Origin of the sequence: Pseudomonas sp. NPDC087358 (assembly GCF_044900785.1) — a bacterium.
GTDB lineage: Bacteria > Pseudomonadota > Gammaproteobacteria > Pseudomonadales > Pseudomonadaceae > Aquipseudomonas.
The window spans coordinates 100,477-116,193 of record NZ_JBJDOA010000003.1; the positions used below are offsets into that span (position 1 = coordinate 100,477).

The 15,717-nt window shown below is 62.0% G+C and carries 16 protein-coding genes; 10 read left to right on the forward strand and 6 right to left on the reverse strand.

What is annotated here, in order from left to right; all coding sequences use genetic code 11:
* Positions 1–448: 448 nt before the first annotated feature.
* Together ACI2KS_RS07320 and ACI2KS_RS07325 are read right to left on the reverse strand one after the other, a co-directional pair.
* Positions 449–769 carry an EscU/YscU/HrcU family type III secretion system export apparatus switch protein gene (locus ACI2KS_RS07320; protein ID WP_404618639.1) on the reverse strand — a complete coding sequence of 107 codons (321 nt, stop codon included), beginning with the start codon at positions 767–769 and terminating at the stop codon, positions 449–451.
* The gene (locus tag ACI2KS_RS07325) at positions 769–2,397 is read right to left on the reverse strand and encodes a flagellar hook-length control protein FliK (protein WP_404618641.1); all 1,629 of its coding nucleotides are present in this window, start codon (positions 2,395–2,397) and stop codon (positions 769–771) included. Before ACI2KS_RS07325 ends, ACI2KS_RS07320 begins: the two co-directional genes overlap by 1 nt.
* Positions 2,398–2,610: 213 nt before the next feature.
* On the opposite strand from ACI2KS_RS07325, the gene ccmA reads away from it, so the two are divergent.
* From ccmA to ACI2KS_RS07375, 10 genes are all read left to right on the forward strand, one after another.
* Complete coding sequence (ccmA, locus tag ACI2KS_RS07330; RefSeq protein ID WP_404618643.1) at positions 2,611–3,246, forward strand: cytochrome c biogenesis heme-transporting ATPase CcmA; 636 nt, start codon at positions 2,611–2,613, stop codon at positions 3,244–3,246.
* Positions 3,243–3,914 (forward strand): heme exporter protein CcmB, encoded by a 672-nt coding sequence (gene ccmB / locus ACI2KS_RS07335; protein WP_404618645.1) that lies wholly within the window; start codon positions 3,243–3,245, stop codon positions 3,912–3,914. The genes ccmA and ccmB overlap by 4 nt, the downstream gene beginning before the upstream one ends.
* Before the next feature lie 128 nt (positions 3,915–4,042).
* Complete coding sequence (locus ACI2KS_RS07340; RefSeq protein ID WP_404619469.1) at positions 4,043–4,861, forward strand: heme ABC transporter permease; 819 nt, start codon at positions 4,043–4,045, stop codon at positions 4,859–4,861.
* Positions 4,858–5,034: a heme exporter protein CcmD gene (gene ccmD / locus ACI2KS_RS07345; protein ID WP_404618646.1), complete on the forward strand. Its 177-nt coding sequence runs from the start codon at positions 4,858–4,860 to the stop codon at positions 5,032–5,034. The genes ACI2KS_RS07340 and ccmD overlap by 4 nt, the downstream gene beginning before the upstream one ends.
* The gene (gene ccmE / locus ACI2KS_RS07350) at positions 5,031–5,498 is read left to right on the forward strand and encodes a cytochrome c maturation protein CcmE (protein WP_404618648.1); all 468 of its coding nucleotides are present in this window, start codon (positions 5,031–5,033) and stop codon (positions 5,496–5,498) included. The genes ccmD and ccmE overlap by 4 nt, the downstream gene beginning before the upstream one ends.
* Before the next feature lie 3 nt (positions 5,499–5,501).
* Positions 5,502–7,475, forward strand: coding sequence for a heme lyase CcmF/NrfE family subunit (locus ACI2KS_RS07355; RefSeq protein ID WP_404618650.1), 1,974 nt, complete (start codon positions 5,502–5,504; stop codon positions 7,473–7,475).
* Positions 7,472–8,008, forward strand: coding sequence for a DsbE family thiol:disulfide interchange protein (locus tag ACI2KS_RS07360; protein ID WP_404618652.1), 537 nt, complete (start codon positions 7,472–7,474; stop codon positions 8,006–8,008). The genes ACI2KS_RS07355 and ACI2KS_RS07360 overlap by 4 nt, the downstream gene beginning before the upstream one ends.
* 44 nt (positions 8,009–8,052) lie before the next feature.
* Positions 8,053–8,523, forward strand: a complete 471-nt coding sequence (locus ACI2KS_RS07365) for a cytochrome c-type biogenesis protein (protein WP_404619471.1) — start codon at positions 8,053–8,055, stop codon at positions 8,521–8,523.
* Entirely contained in the window at positions 8,520–9,725 is a 1,206-nt protein-coding gene (gene ccmI, locus ACI2KS_RS07370; protein ID WP_404618654.1) for a c-type cytochrome biogenesis protein CcmI, read from the forward strand. Before ACI2KS_RS07365 ends, ccmI begins: the two co-directional genes overlap by 4 nt.
* A gap of 29 nt (positions 9,726–9,754) precedes the next feature.
* A complete protein-coding gene (locus tag ACI2KS_RS07375; RefSeq protein ID WP_404618656.1) occupies positions 9,755–10,168 on the forward strand; it encodes a hypothetical protein in 414 nt (137 codons plus the stop codon).
* A gap of 146 nt (positions 10,169–10,314) precedes the next feature.
* On the opposite strand, the gene ACI2KS_RS07380 is transcribed toward ACI2KS_RS07375, so the two are convergent.
* The 4 genes from ACI2KS_RS07380 to ACI2KS_RS07395 form a co-directional block, all read right to left on the reverse strand.
* Complete coding sequence (locus ACI2KS_RS07380; protein WP_404618658.1) at positions 10,315–11,313, reverse strand: sulfate ABC transporter substrate-binding protein; 999 nt, start codon at positions 11,311–11,313, stop codon at positions 10,315–10,317.
* A gap of 123 nt (positions 11,314–11,436) precedes the next feature.
* Positions 11,437–12,294, reverse strand: a complete 858-nt coding sequence (locus ACI2KS_RS07385; protein ID WP_404618660.1) for an ion transporter — start codon at positions 12,292–12,294, stop codon at positions 11,437–11,439.
* A gap of 45 nt (positions 12,295–12,339) precedes the next feature.
* Complete coding sequence (locus ACI2KS_RS07390) at positions 12,340–13,224, reverse strand: urea transporter (RefSeq protein WP_404618662.1); 885 nt, start codon at positions 13,222–13,224, stop codon at positions 12,340–12,342.
* A 269-nt stretch (positions 13,225–13,493) separates the two neighbouring features.
* On the reverse strand, positions 13,494–15,125 hold the full coding sequence (locus ACI2KS_RS07395; protein WP_404618664.1) for a methyl-accepting chemotaxis protein: 1,632 nt from the start codon (positions 15,123–15,125) through the stop codon (positions 13,494–13,496).
* Positions 15,126–15,717: the final 592 nt, after the last annotated feature.

Below are 15,717 nucleotides of genomic sequence, written 5' to 3' on the forward strand. Positions count from 1 at the left end.
GCCATCGCCCGCAGAGTGGACGCGGAGCGTCCTGGGCGGCGTTACCACGCGGAGCGTGGGAACGATCAACACTCAGGTTTCCTGTTAATGCGCAGTGCCTGCGATGACGATAGCGACTGACCCACCGCGTTCGCCAGCAAGCCGACTCCTAGAGAGGTTTTTGTTCACGCGCAGGGTTCTTATTATCTGATCGTTCCCACGCTCCGCGTGGGAATGCATCTCATGACGCTCCGCGTCAGCCATCGCCCGCAGAGTGGACGCGGAGCGTCCGGGGCGGCGTTACCACGGGGAGCGTGGGAACGATCAATACTCAGGTTTCCTGTTAATGCGCAGTGTCTGCGATGACAATGGCGACTGATCCACCGCGTTCGCAGCAAGCCGCCTTCACAGAGGTCGATGTACGGACCGTTACCACGCGCAGGGTTGAACGATCACGATGCTGCGGCGCTCAACGGGGTGTGATATCCCGCTCAACCGGCTCAGGATCGGGATCGAATCCCACCGGAAACTTGCCTTTCAAATGCCAGGCGAATGCGATGATTTCGGCGATGGTCAGGTACAGCTCCTGCGGGATGCTGTCACCCAGTTCCATGCGAGCGAGCATTTTTACCAGCTCTGCGTTTTCATAGATCGGGACTTTGTATTCCCGGGCGATCGCCAGGATCGCTTCGGCCAGGGCGTCATCGCCCTTGGCGGTGAGGGTCGGGGCCTGCTGGCCATCGTAGCTCAGGGCAATGGCCTGGCGTGGGGTTTGCTCGGCTCTGCTCATCAGGCGTTCTCGTCGATCCAGCGTTGTTCCAGCACGGTTCTGGGCCCTTGGGTCGGTACCCCGCGATTACACGCCAGCTCCTTCACATTCAGGCCGCAGGCAACCAGTCGGGCACGCAGGTTGTCCAGCTCGCCCGCGATCAACTCGGCGCTGCCTTCGCGTTCGGCCCACATCTGGCTGGAGAGGCTACCGGCGATCAGTTGTGCCTGAACCTGCAGCGGGCCCAGCGGCTCCAGATCGAACGCCAGCTCCACCCGCCAGAGTTTTTCCTTCTCCTTGTTCTCCTGGGCGGCGGCTTCGGGGTTTTCGTCGCGCTGCGGTGTGTCTTCACGCTGGACCTTGACCTGCAGCGGCACGATATCGTGGGCGTTGCGCATGGGGATCTCCAGCTGCCAGGTGGTGACCTGCGTGCCCTCGGCGGTGGTGCGCGTCTGTTCCAGCCCACCGAGTTGGTGACTTTGCAACCGCGACATAGCGCCTGCCGCCAGCTTCAGCAGCGTCTCCAGGTCGTCCTTGTCAATCGGGCTGCCCAAGGTCCGGGCCGGTAATGGGAAGTTGATCGGCTGACTCGGCGCCGCCACCAGCCCCAGCGTCCCCAAGGCATTGCGAATCACGCTGGGCATCGCCCGCGCCAGGGTGTTGGCCGCCGCCGCGGCGTTGTAGCTGACGTTGTCCGGCAGGCCGGGAAGAATCTGCGCGATGATGCGCAACAGATTGGCCTTCATGTCCGGTACCAGCGTCGGATTTTGCCCCGCCAGCAGGCGCGACTCCATGAACAGCCCGCTGGCGTTCAAGGCCAGCGCTACGCCCTTGGGGGTGGTCATCTGTTGCAGGTCCGGCAGGTCGGCGAACAGCTGATCGATGCTGGCACGCAGCGAGGGCGTCAGGTTGTCGTCGCTGCCCTGCGTCCGCGGCGGCAGGTTCTGCAGCGCCGTCAGCAGGCTCTGCAGCGAGCCCTGACGGCTTTGCTGAGTCGACAGTTGCTGAGCCAGCGCCAGCTCGTCGAGTCGATTGGGCATGGCGACGAAACTCAGGGCCTGGCTGTTCTGCACCTGCGCGCTAAGCAGGCTGCCAACCCGCAGAGGTTGCGGGCTGTCGACGGTCAGGCTGCTGCCGGCCAGGGCAGTGTTGAGCAACACCACGATGGAGCGGTATGAGGTCGGCTGAGTGCCTGCACTGCCACTGGATTGGCCGGTCAGTTGCGCGACGTTCTCGGCCATGACTTGAGTGGTCAGCACCTTGCCCTGCAGCAATGTGCCGGCCGGAAGCTGGCGGGTGTCGATACTGGTCAGGCTGTTGGTGATGGCTTTCTGCAAATCCAGCACACTGATGGTCAGGGTGTCGGCCGAGCCTTGAGCGACGTTGACGTTGGTGCCGGGGGTCAACGGCAGCGAGCTGCTGACCGGCAGGGTGGTCTGGCGGCCATTGTCCATGGTCAGTCTGAGCAGCAGCTGAAAATCCTGGCCCAGCTGCTTGAGGCTGACCACCTCGGCATTGGCCACTTGCCCCGAATTCAGCAGCCCTTCACGCGGCTCCATCAGCTTGAGCACTTCCCCCGGTGCAACACCGGCACGCAACAAAGCGGTGGCAGCCGCTACTGGAGAAATAGTGGGTATATCGCCTGTCATCTGATCCTGACTCGCTGAATGTGCGCTGTAGGTGCCCTGCAAGGCAGGTGGCTGAACGTTTCCAGTCACGCGATAAAACGGCAACTGCGCCTATCTATGTATAATCCTGCGCCGAGGTCATCGGCGGGCTACCGTTGAGCTGCATCAGTATAACGGCCGTCGTGACCCTGACTTGAACCCCGTGCGCCCCTGCTATCCGAAAAGAAGGTCCACATGTCGCTCCCTGTTCTTGAAGCTGTGGCGCTTGCCTGCGAGCGAGACTGGCGGCTGCTGTTCGAGCATCTCGACCTGCGGCTGGCAGCAGGGGACATGGTGCAGGTCAGCGGCCCCAATGGCAGCGGCAAGACCAGTCTGCTGCGCCTGTTGAGCGGCCTGATGCAGCCCACCGCGGGCGCGGTTCTGTTCGACGGCAAGCCGTTGACGCAGCAACGCGGCGAGCTGGCGCAGAACCTGTTGTGGATCGGTCACGCGGCCGGGATCAAGGAGCTGCTCACGCCGGTGGAAAACCTCATCTGGCTCTGCGCCTTGCATCACAGCGTCGCGCCCGAGGATATCTGGCGGGCCCTCGAAGCGGTTGGACTGCGCGGTTTCGAAGACGTGCCGTGCCATACCTTGTCGGCCGGGCAGAAGCGCCGCGTGGCACTGGCCCGCCTGCACCTGCCGGGACCGGCACTGTGGATGCTCGACGAGCCGTTCACCGCGCTGGACAAGCAGGGCGTGGCGCAGCTCGAAGAGCACTTGGCGCAGCACTGCGAAAAGGGGGGTGCGGTGATGCTGACCACTCACCACACACTGAGCCGCACACCGGCCGGTTACCGCGATCTGGACCTGGGGCAGTGGGCCGTATGAGTCATGTGTTTACCCTGCTGATCGCCCGCGAGGCCCGTCTGCTGTTTCGCCGTCCCGCCGAATTGCTCAACCCGCTGGTGTTCTTCGCCATCGTCATCGCCCTGTTTCCGCTGGCGGTCGGGCCTGAGTCGCAAATGCTCCGGCAGTTGTCACCGGGGCTGGTCTGGGTGGCGGCGTTGTTGTCGGTGCTGCTGTCACTGGATGGATTGTTTCGCAGCGACTTCGAAGACGGCTCACTTGAACAGTGGGTGCTTTCGTCGCACCCTCTGGCGCTGCTGGTGCTGGCCAAAGTGCTGGCGCATTGGGCGTTTTCCGGCCTGGCACTGGTGCTGCTGGCACCGTTATTGGCGCTGATGCTGGGGCTGCCAGGGGCATGCCTGCCGGTTCTGCTGTTGTCACTGTTGCTCGGTACGCCGGTCTTGAGCCTGCTCGGCGCGGTGGGCGCGGCATTGACCGTAGGCCTCAAGCGCGGCGGTTTGTTACTGGCGTTATTGATCCTGCCGCTGTATATCCCGGTATTGATTCTGGGCAGCGGCGCCTTGCAGGCAGCACTTGAAGGCATGCCTGCGACCGGCTATCTGCTTTGGCTTGGCAGTCTGACCGCACTGGCGATAACCCTGACACCCTTTGCAATTGCCGCTGGCTTGAAAATCAGCGTTGGCGAATAATCGGGTCTTGACCGATTGGACAGCTTTTCTGGCGCTCGGCGTCAGGTCCGCGAGACGAGCAAGATCAGGACGCTTCACCCAATAGACGCGCCTGAACATGAAAAGCACCGTGATGAAAAGGCAACATGATGAACACAAGCGCCAAGGCTAAAACCGGGATCAGTTGGGCCTGGTTCCATAAACTGGGCTCGCCGAAGTGGTTCTACGGGATCAGCGGTCGCCTGCTGCCCTGGCTGAGCATCGCCGCGGCGTTGCTGATCGGCATCGGCGTGGTCTGGGGCCTGGCGTTCGCGCCGCCGGATTACCAGCAAGGCAACAGTTTTCGCATCATCTATATCCATGTGCCCGCCGCCATGCTGGCGCAGTCATGCTACGTGATGCTGGCGGTGTGCGGCGTGGTGGGCCTGGTGTGGAAGATGAAGATGGCCGACGTCGCGCTGCAGTGCGCTGCGCCCATTGGTGCGTGGATGACCGCCGTGGCGCTGGTCACCGGCGCGATCTGGGGCAAGCCGACCTGGGGCTCATGGTGGGTGTGGGATGCCCGACTGACGTCCATGTTGATCCTGCTGTTTCTGTACTTCGGTCTGATTGCGCTGGGCAACGCCATCAGTAATCGTGACAGTGCCGCCAAGGCCTGTGCGGTGCTGGCGATCGTTGGCGTGATCAACATCCCGATCATCAAATATTCGGTGCAGTGGTGGAACACCCTGCATCAGGGCGCAACCTTCAGCTTCACCGAAAAACCGGCAATGCCGGCCGAAATGTGGCTGCCGCTGCTGTTCACCGTGCTGGGCTTCTATTGCTTCTTTGCTGCGGTATTGCTGGTGCGCATGCGCCTGGAAGTGCTCAAGCGCGAGGCGCGCGCAAGCTGGGTCAAGGATGAGGTCATGAAGAGCCTGGGGCCGCTTTCGAGTAAACAACCGCCGCGCAGTGGAGACGGTCGATGAGCTTCGATTCCTTCGCCGACTTTCTGGCTATGGGCAAACACGCGCTGTACGTCTGGACGGCCTATGGCATCTGCCTGACGGTACTGGCAATCAACGTCGCGTCACCGCTGTTGGCGCGTCGGCGTTACCTGCAACAAGAGGCGCGCCGTTTGCGCCGGGAGAGCAACACGTGAATCCGCTGCGAAAAAAGCGACTGTTGATCATCGTGGCGATTCTGGCCGGGGTCGGTATCGCCGTAAGCCTGGCCCTCAGCGCCCTGAAAGAGAACATCAATCTGTTCTACACCCCGACCCAGATTGCCAGCGGCGAAGCGCCCCGTGACACACGCATTCGCGCAGGCGGCATGGTTGAAAAAGGCTCGCTGCAGCGTTCCGGCGACTCGCTGGATGTGAGCTTCGTGGTCACCGATTTCAACAAATCGGTGACCATCACCTACCGCGGCATCCTGCCCGATCTGTTCCGCGAGGGGCAGGGCATCGTGGCCCTGGGCAAGCTCAATGGCGATGGTGTGGTGGTCGCCGATGAAGTGCTGGCCAAGCACGATGAGAAGTACATGCCACCGGAAGTCACCAAAGCCTTGAAAGACAGCGGCCAGCCAACGCCCGGTGCGTCTTCCATGCCAGTCAAGCAGGGGTAAGCCATGATTCCCGAACTCGGCCATCTGGCCATGATCCTGGCCCTGTGTTTTGCCGTCGTGCAGGCCGTGGTGCCACTGATCGGCGCCTGGCGTGGCGATCGGCTGTGGATGGGCCTGGCGCAGCCGGCTGCCTGGGGGCAGTTCGCGTTCCTGCTGTTCGCCTTCGGCTGCCTGACCTACTCGTTCATGATCGATGACTTTTCGGTGACCTACATTGCCGAGAACTCCAACAGCGCCTTGCCCTGGTACTACAAATTCAGCGCCGTGTGGGGCGCCCACGAAGGCTCGCTGCTGTTGTGGGCGTTGATCCTCGGCGGCTGGACCTTCGCCGTGTCGGTGTTCTCCCGGCAACTGCCGCAGGTCATGCTGGCGCGCGTGCTGGCGGTCATGGGCATGATCAGCGTCGGCTTTCTGTTGTTCCTGATCCTCACCTCCAATCCGTTCAGCCGCCTGCTGCCGCAGATTCCGCAGGATGGCCGCGACCTCAATCCATTGTTGCAGGACATCGGCCTGATCGTTCATCCGCCGATGCTGTACATGGGCTACGTCGGTTTTTCCGTCGCGTTCTCCTTCGCCATCGCGGCCCTGCTCGGCGGTCGTCTCGACGCGGCCTGGGCGCGCTGGTCACGGCCCTGGACCATCGTCGCCTGGGCGTTTCTGGGGGTCGGTATCACCTTGGGTTCATGGTGGGCCTACTACGAGCTGGGCTGGGGCGGCTGGTGGTTCTGGGACCCGGTGGAAAACGCATCCTTCATGCCGTGGCTGGTGGGCACCGCCTTGATTCATTCGCTGGCGGTCACGGAAAAGCGCGGCGTATTCAAAAGCTGGACCGTGCTGCTGGCCATCGCTGCATTTTCCCTGAGCCTGCTGGGTACCTTCCTGGTGCGTTCCGGGGTGCTGACCTCGGTCCACGCCTTTGCCTCCGACCCGGCGCGTGGCGTGTTCATCCTGATTTTCCTGCTGATGGTGGTGGGTGGTTCGCTGACCCTGTTCGCCATCCGCGCCCCGGTGGTGAAAAGCCATGTCGGCTTTGGCCTGTGGTCGCGCGAAACCCTGCTGCTGGGTAATAACCTGGTGCTGGTGGTTGCCGCTTCCATGATCCTGCTCGGCACCCTCTACCCCCTGGTGCTCGACGCCTTGAGCGGGGCGAAGATGTCGGTCGGGCCGCCCTATTTCAATGCCTTGTTCGTGCCGCTGATGGGCCTGTTGATGGCGGTGATGGCGGTCGGCGTGCTGGTGCGCTGGAAGAACACGCCGGTCAAGTGGCTGCTGAGCATGCTCGCTCCGGTGCTGGTCGGCAGTGCGGTACTGGCCGTGGTGGCCGGGTTCGCCATGGCCGATTTCCATTGGGCGGTGCTGGCCACCTTCATGCTGGCGGCCTGGGTGCTGCTGGCCGGTGTGCGTGACCTGCTGGACAAGACCCGGCACAAGGGTCTGCTCAAGGGCGCCCGTTCGCTGACCCGCAGTTACTGGGGCATGCAGCTGGCGCACATCGGCATCGCCGTGGTCGCGCTCGGTGTGGTGCTGTCGAGCCAGAACAGCGCCGAGCGTGACCTGCGCCTGGCCCCTGGCGAATCGGTGGAACTGGGCGGATACATGTTCGTCTTTGACGGTGCCAAGCATATTCAGGGGCCGAACTTCACCTCCGATGAAGGCACCATCCGGGTGCTGGAAGACGGCAAGCAGATCACTGTGTTGTACCCGGAAAAGCGCCTGTACACCGTGCAGCGTTCGATGATGACCGAAGCCGGTATCGATGCCGGGTTCACTCGCGACCTGTACGTGGCGTTGGGCGAGCCGCTGGACAACGGCGCCTGGGCGGTGCGCGTGCATGTCAAACCGTTCGTGCGCTGGATCTGGTTCGGTGGGCTGATCACTGCGCTGGGCGGTTTGCTGGCGGCGCTGGATCAGCGCTATCGGGTCAAGGTCAGGACGAAGGTTCGTGATGCACTGGGCCTGTCGGGAGCGGCGGTATGAAGCGTTGGGTGTTGTTGATTCCATTGGCGCTGTTTCTGGGCATGGCGGTATTTCTCTACAGAGGCCTGTACCTGGACCCCTCGGAGTTGCCGTCGGCGCTGATCGACAAGCCTTTCCCCGAGTTTTCCCTGCCCGCGGTCCAGGACGGCAAGCCGCTGACCCGCGCCGACCTGCTGGGCAAACCGGCGCTGGTGAATGTCTGGGGCACCTGGTGCATCGCCTGTCGGGTCGAGCATCCGGTGCTGACCCAACTCGCACAGCAGGGGGTGGTGATCTACGGCGTCAACTACAAGGACGTCAACGCCGACGCCTTGAAGTGGCTCAAGGATTTCCATGATCCGTACCGGCTCAACATCAACGATGAGACCGGCAGCCTGGGACTGAACCTGGGTGTGTACGGCGCACCGGAAACCTTTCTGATCGATCGCAAGGGCATCATTCGCTACAAGCACGTCGGCGTGATCGACGAGACGGTGTGGCGGGAAAAACTTGCCGGTCTGTATCAGGGCCTGGTGGATGAGGGCGGGCAATGAATCCTGCAAAGGCCTTATCGCGAGCAAGCTCACTTCTACAAGTGATGCGGGGTATGTTCGCTGCTGCCGTGTTGATGTCGGGTAGCGTCGGCAACGCCCAGGCGGCTATCGATGCGTACACCTTCAAGGATGAAGCCGAGCGCGCTCGCTATACCGAGCTGACCCGCGAGTTGCGCTGCCCCAAGTGCCAGAATCAGGACATCGCCGACTCCAACGCGCCGATTGCCGCCGACCTGCGCAAAGAGATCTACCGCATGCTCGGCGAAGGCCAGAGCAATCAGCAGATCATCGACTTCATGGTCGATCGTTACGGCGAGTTCGTGCGCTACAAGCCTGAACTCAACGCCCACACCTGGCTGCTCTGGTTCGGCCCTGCCGGCCTGCTGCTTGGCGGCGTGCTGCTGATCGGGGTGATTGTCGTGCGTCGCCGCGGCCAGCGCAGTGAAGACGCCGATGTGCTTTCCGACGAGGAGCGTCAGCGCCTCGCCCACCTGTTGGATAAAAACCACGAATGATCGATTTCTGGCTAGCGGCCGGCCTGCTGTTGCTGGTGGCCCTGAGTTTCCTGCTGATTCCTTTGCTGCGCGGGCGTCGCCCCCAGACCGAAGAAGACCGCACCGCCCTGAACGTCGCGCTGTTTGAGGAGCGCCTGGCAGAACTGCAGGAGCAGCAGGCCGCAGGCGTGTTGTCTGCCACGCAAATGGCCAGTGGCCGCGCAGAAGCTGCCCGAGAGCTGCTGGCCGATACCGAAGGGGCTGCGGCGACGCGCGTTTCGCGCCTGGGCAAGCCGCTGCCCCTGCTGGTGGCGGTGCTGGTGCCGGTAATGGGCCTGGTGCTGTATCTGCACTTTGGCGCCAGTGACAAGGTCGAGCTGACTCGCGAATTCGCCCAGCCGCCCGGTTCGCTGGCGCAGATGACCGATCGTCTGGAGCGCGCGGTGAAGGCGCAGCCCGATTCGGCCGAGAGCATTTATTTCCTCGCGCGGACTTACATGGCCCAGGACCGTCCGGCCGATGCGGCGAACATGTTCGGACGCGCGGTGGCGTTGGCCGGTCGCCAGCCGGAACTGCTGGGGCAGTGGGCGCAGGCGTTGTATTTCGCCAGCAACAAGGCCTGGACCGAGCAGGTTCAGGCGCTGTCCGACGAAGCGCTCAAGCTCGACCCCAAAGAGGTCACCAGCCTGGGGCTCAAGGGCATCAACGCCTTTGAAGGACAGCGTTACCAGGAGGCGGTGGACTATTGGAAGCGACTGCTCAACGTGCTGCCGCCGAACGATCCATCACGCTCGGCACTGGAGGGCGGCATTGCCCGGGCCAGCGACAAGCTGGTGCAAAGTGGCGCCAGCCTGCAGGACGCGCCGTTGCCCGTGGTTCAGGGCGCCCGTCTGAAGGTTCAGGTGAGCCTGTCCGAGGAGCTGAAAAGCAAAGTCCAGCCCGGTGACACGGTGTTTGTCTTCGCTCGCGCTGTGTCCGGTCCGCCGGCGCCCCTGGCAGTCAAGCGCGTGACCGTGGCGGATCTGCCGGTGGAAGTGGAGCTGACCGACGCCGACGCAATGATGCCGCAACTGAAACTGTCCAACTTTGCCGAAGTCCAACTGGTTGCCCGGGTGTCCCGCGCAGGCCAGCCCACCTCCGGTGAGTGGATCGGTCGCAGTCAACCGTTGCCCAGCAGCGTGACCGCCCGCCAGGCCTTGACCATCGACAGCCCCGATCAGTAGCCCGATCAAGCAACAGGTAGAGAACCTCTATGTATCGCGTCGTACGATTTGCCTTGTTGAGTTCGGTGGTGGCCTTGAGCGCCGCCTGTGCGGTCCAGCACCCCGGTCCGCAGAGTTCCGAGCCGATTTCGACCATGCCCGGACCGTCACCGACCCCGCAACCCGGGACGCCGCGCACCACACCGCACACCCCGCCCTCGACGCCGATCCCCTCAGGCCCGAAAACCTCTGCCCATTTCGCCCCGCCACCAGGAGGCAACAGCCACTGGGACGCGCGTCTGGGCGTGCATGTGCTGGACAACGTGCCCAACACCTTCTACCGCCAACGCACCTACTACCGCTGGAACAACGGCTGGACCTGGGCCACCTCGCCAGCCGGCCCATGGCAGCCAACCGATGCCAGCGGCGTACCACCGGGGTTGAGCAAACAGTTCGGGAATTGAGCTGATCTGCAGGATTGTGCTTCTGCCGCAGGCGGGGCAGGGGCTTGCTGGGGATCGCTGATCAAGCCTGGAATATCGGGCTATCAGGCCCAAACAAAAAACGGCGACCTCTTCAGGTCGCCGTTTTTTTGTCTGACCCAGTCCGCTTATTTGGCCGGATAGATCTGGTCGAACACACCGCCATCATTGAAGTGGGTCTTTTGCACGGTGCGCCAGTCGCCGAAGGTTTTTTCCACCGACAGGAAATCGACTTTCGGGAAGCGGTCGGTGTACTTGGCCAACACCGCCGGGTCGCGTGGACGCAGGTAGTTGTTGGCAGCGATTTCCTGGCCTTCAGGGGACCACAGGTACTTCAGATAGTCCTCGGCCAGTGCGCGGGAGCCTTTCTTGTCGACCACTTTGTCGACCACACTGACGGGCGGCTCGGCTTCGGCGGAAACGCTTGGGTAGACCACTTCGAACTGGTCACGGCCGAATTCGCGAGCGATCATTTCGGCTTCGTTTTCGAAGGTGATCAGCACATCGCCAATCTGGTTGGTCATGAAGGTGGTGGTGGCGCCACGACCGCCGGTGTCGAGTACCGGCACGTGCTTGAACAGCTCGCCGACAAACTTCTTCGCGGCGGCCTCGTCGCCGCCGTTCTTCAGGGTATAGCCCCAGGCCGAGAGGTAGGTGTAGCGGCCGTTGCCCGAGGTTTTCGGGTTGGGCACGATCACTTCCACGCCATCTTTGACCAGATCGTTCCAGTCTTTCAGCGCCTTGGGGTTGCCCTTGCGCACGATGAATACAGTGGCCGAGGTGAACGGCGCGCTGTTGTTCGGCAGGCGGGTGACCCAGTTATCCGGCACCAGTTTGCCATTATCGGCCAGGGCGTTGATGTCGGTGGCCATGTTCATGGTGATGACGTCCGCCGGCAGGCCATCGATGACCGAGCGCGCCTGTTTGCTCGAGCCGCCGAACGACATCTGCACCGCGACGTTTTCCTTGTGCTCGGCTTCCCAGTGTTTCTGGAACGCGGCGTTGTAGTCCTTGTAGAAGTCGCGCATCACGTCATAGGAGACGTTGAGCAGGGTCGGCGCGGCATGTGCGGCGCTGCCGAAGGCAAGACCTGCGGCCAGCAGGGAGGCGGCGAAGAGTTTGTTCACTGCGAAGTCCTTTGTCGTGTGAGGGCGTGCTTTGGGCAGACGCTCTTATGTAAAAAACGGATGGCTAATGGCCGCGACTATAACGAAAACCTTCAGCTGGCCATAGATTAAAAGATCATGTGGTTATGCCTTTTCCACGGGCTCGGTCACTGAGACCGAGTCGACCCTGGGGAACAACGCGTTGCCACAGCGCGAGCAGAACGCCGCACTCTGCTCATGGCTGTTCTTGGCGCATACCGGGCAGTCATGTTGCAACTGGTCGCCGCGCATGGCGTTGGCCAGTTCAGCGGTGAAAATCCCGGTGGGCACAGCGATGATCGAGTAACCGGTAATCATCACCAGCGAGGACAGAATCTGCCCTACCGGCGTCTTCGGCACGATGTCGCCAAAGCCTACGGTGGTCAGGGTGACGATCGCCCAGTAGATGCCCTTGGGAATGCTGGTGAAGCCATGGTCCGGGCCCTCGATGACATACATCAAGGTGCCGAACACCGTCACCAGCGTCGATACGGTCAGCAGAAACACAATGATCTTCTGTTTGCTGCCGCGCAGCGCTGCCAGCAAGTAGTTGGCCTGCTTGAGGTATGGGCTGAGCTTGAGCACGCGGAAGATCCGCAGCATCCGCACCACGCGAACGATCAGCAGGTACTGGGCGTCGCTGTAATAGATCGCCAGGATGCCCGGGACGATGGCCAGCAGGTCGATCAGGCCGTAGAAGCTGAATGCGTACTTCAGGGGTTTGGGCGAGCAGTACAGGCGCAGGATGTATTCGACGGCAAAGACGACGGTGAAACCCCATTCGATGTAGGCGAACAGGTCAGCGTATTGGCGGTGCACGGCCTCGATGCTGTCGATGATGACGATCAGCAGGCTGCAGAGAATGATCAGCAGCAGGATCTTGTCGAAGCGCCGACCGGCCTTGGTGTCTGTCTGAAAAACGATGATGCGTAGCTGTTCGCGCCAGCCCGTGTTGCTGTCCATGGTGCAGTTCCGATTGCAGGGTCGGCTGAGCCTGTGACAAACCGCTCAGGAGCGCAACCGCTGATCGTTGATCGATTGCTGCAAAAGGCGACCGCCGGCCTGCACCAGCCAACACGCCAGAATGAACGGCGCGGTCAGCGTCGCCAGGCCCAGCCCGGCGAAACCGGGTTGCAGAACGATCGCCAGAACAATAGCGATGCCTGGCAGCCAAGGTTTGTAGCGCGCGTGACTGAACGCCAGCGCGGCCAATGCCGGGTTGTAGCCGGACAGGCCAAGCAGCGCCAGATTATTCTCCTGCTGCCACAGGGCGAACGCGACACCACTGGCGCAGCCCACTGCGGCCCACATGGCCGCCGTACGGTTAGCGAGCACCAGGCCGACACCAATCAGCACGCCTGCCAACGGATGGTCCAGCAGGAACACCTGTCCCAGCCCCAGCGGCAATGCCTGGATCAGGTCGCCGTCGGCGACGCGCATGCCGGGCAGTGGATCGGCGAACAGCAGCAGCACCCAGCTGAACAGCACGAACGGTGCGGTGTAGGCCTTCAGGCATGAAGCCCTGGGGGTGCGTTGCAGCCAGGCACGCATCAGCATGGCGCTCAGTCCCCCGCAGGCGATGATCAGCGGCGGCAACAGCGGGGACCACTCGAAGCGATAGCAGATCAGCAATCCCAGCAGGACGCCGTTATAGCTGTACACCCCGGACTGCCGCTCAGCCTTGGCATAGCCGCGCCGCTGCGCCGTCAACAGACCGGCCACAGCCCCGAGCAAGGCGCCACCCAGCGAGGAGGGCGCGCTGATCAGGATTGCCAGCAGGCAGAACAGGCCGCACAGGGGGTTGCGCTGCAGCAGCACCTGGCTGAAGCCGTTGAGCAGCGCTTCGGCCCAGTCAGGGCAGTGAGAGGAGGGGGCAGGTATGAGTGCTGGCATATATGTATTCAATATTATTAGTTATTGTATACATAATGGCTCACTCGTTAATGATGAGCAAGCTGCCGAGGGGAGCGCGACCAACTGCAAGGGTCAGTCAGACACCTTGTGGCTGGTCCATTGGTTTGGTGTCGCGCACCGGCTGTTGATTCTGGCCGAAGGCGGTGGGAGCCGGCTTGCTGGCGAACGCATTGGGTCTGCGACGAACAGGTTGATTGACCCATCGCATTCGTCAGCAAGCCGGCTCCTTCAGGGTTATGGCGCCTGGATCACACCCGAAACTGCCTCAACAACCCGTTCAACTGCTCGCTCAAGCCTTTGAGCTGTGCACTGGCAGCGCTGGACTGCTCGGCAGCCACCGCCGTGCTCTGCGACAGTTGGGCGGCCTGGGTAACGTTCTGGTTGATGTCTTCGACCACATGGGATTGCTCCAGCGTGGCGCTGGCGATGGAGGCGTTAAGGCCATTGAGGTTGTGAAGCGCCTGGCTGATCGATGTCAGACTCTGGCCCGCCAGGTTGGCCTGTTCGATGGTCAGTTGCGAAGAGCGGCTGCTGTCACCGATGACTTTCACCGCAGCGTCGGAATGCGTTTGCAGGCGCTCGATCATCGCCTGGATCTCGGCAGTCGACTTCTGCGTACGCTGAGCCAGCAGCCGCACTTCGTCGGCCACCACGGCAAACCCGCGACCCTGATCACCGGCCCGCGCCGCTTCAATGGCTGCGTTCAGCGCCAGCAGGTTGGTCTGCTCGGCAATGGAGCTGATCACCTCCAGGACACCGCCGATCTGCGTGCTCTCGCGGGCCAGGGTGCGAATCACTTCCACGGCCTGATCGATAGTGCCGGACAGGTGATCGATCTGTTTCAGGCTGCTGTCGATGTTGGCCTGACCCTGCTGCGCCTGGGATTGCGCGTTACGCATCTCGCTGGCGGCATGCTCGGCATTTTTCGCCACATCCTGCACGCCGTAGGTGACCTCGTTGACGGCGGTTGCGACCTGCTCCATCTGCATCGATTGCTGCTGGCTGCGTTCCTGCGCCTGCACAGCGTTGCTGCCCAGCTCGCTGGAGGCCTGGCCAAGACCGACGGCCGACAGCTGCAGTTCGGTGACGACCTGGCGCAGCTTGGCGGTAAACGCGTTGAAATGCCGGGCCAGTTGGGTGATTTCGTCGTTGCCGTGGGTTTCCAGGCTGCGGGTCAGATCGCTCTCGCCGCTGGCGATGTTGGCCATGGCCTCGACCGTGGTTTTCAGCGGGCCGGCGATGCTGCGGCCGATCAGCGTCAGCAGCAATGCCATGAGCACAATGATCCCGACGCTGATCGACAGCGCCTTGATCACCTGCTGCTGGAATTCGGCCTGCACGTCGTCGACGTACACGCCGGAGCCGATGATCCAGCCCCATGGGGTGAACAAGGAGATGTAAGAGGTTTTCTCCACGGCATCGCTGGCGCCAGGTTTTGGCCAGCGATAGTTGACCATGCCGGCGCCTTTGGCTTTGGCCACGGTGACCATTTCATTGAAGACCTGAAAGCCGTCAGGGTCCTTGATGCCCGAAAGGTCCTGACCGACCAGCTTGGGGTTGGCCGGGTGCATGATCATGACCGGGCGCAGGTCGTTGATCCAGAAGTAGTCGGTCTGGTTGTAGCGCAGGCCGCGAATGGCATCCATGGCCTGCTGCTGAGCCTGTTCGCGGGTCAGCGAACCTGCGCTTTCCAGACCATGGTAATAGTCGAGCAGGCCGCTGGCGGTCTGCACCACGTGCATGGTTTTCTGCGCCTTGCCATCGTACAGGTCGTCATGGATTTGCTTGAGCATGGCCGCGGCCAGCGTGAACAACATCAACACAGCGACGATGAGGATCAGCCACAAACGCCGGCTGATCGAAAGATTGCGCATAGTCATAACCGTCACTCCGTTCATTGTTCTTGTTGTCGCGGCAAACCGTCTGAAACGCGGTTTGCCTGACGAGGTCTTGCCGCGATGGCTTCAAAGCTGGGGTATCTGCGTCATACAGCGTCTCGGCTTGCGCGAGACAAACCTGAGACTGTTGTGGGGCATTTATGCGCTAGCCGTCGGATATGTCAGAAACAGCCTAGGTGCGCCCAAAAAATGGCGTCATATTTTTTACAGGTATAGCCAAAGGCTTACACGAAGTGAAGCGTTTGGCTCTATGTTGGATCCCGGATTGACGGTAAATTGGATCCATCAACTGCAGCAACGGACCGCTGCAGGATCAGGGACGATCGACCGCTGCCATGAATGGCTACCGACAAGGAGTTGGACGGTCTTGCACAAACCCGCTTCGGCGGGTTTTTTTATGCCCGTCACAAAGTGCAGCATCCGCCAAACGATAGAAGTGAGCGTGCTCGCGATTGAATTCAGGCCCACACCGATCAGCCCGATGCAGCGGCGCAAGCTGGCTCCTGCAATGCCATTTCATTGCGCCTCGATGATCAATCGGGGTCGTTCCCGGCACTCTGTTACAACCGTTTCG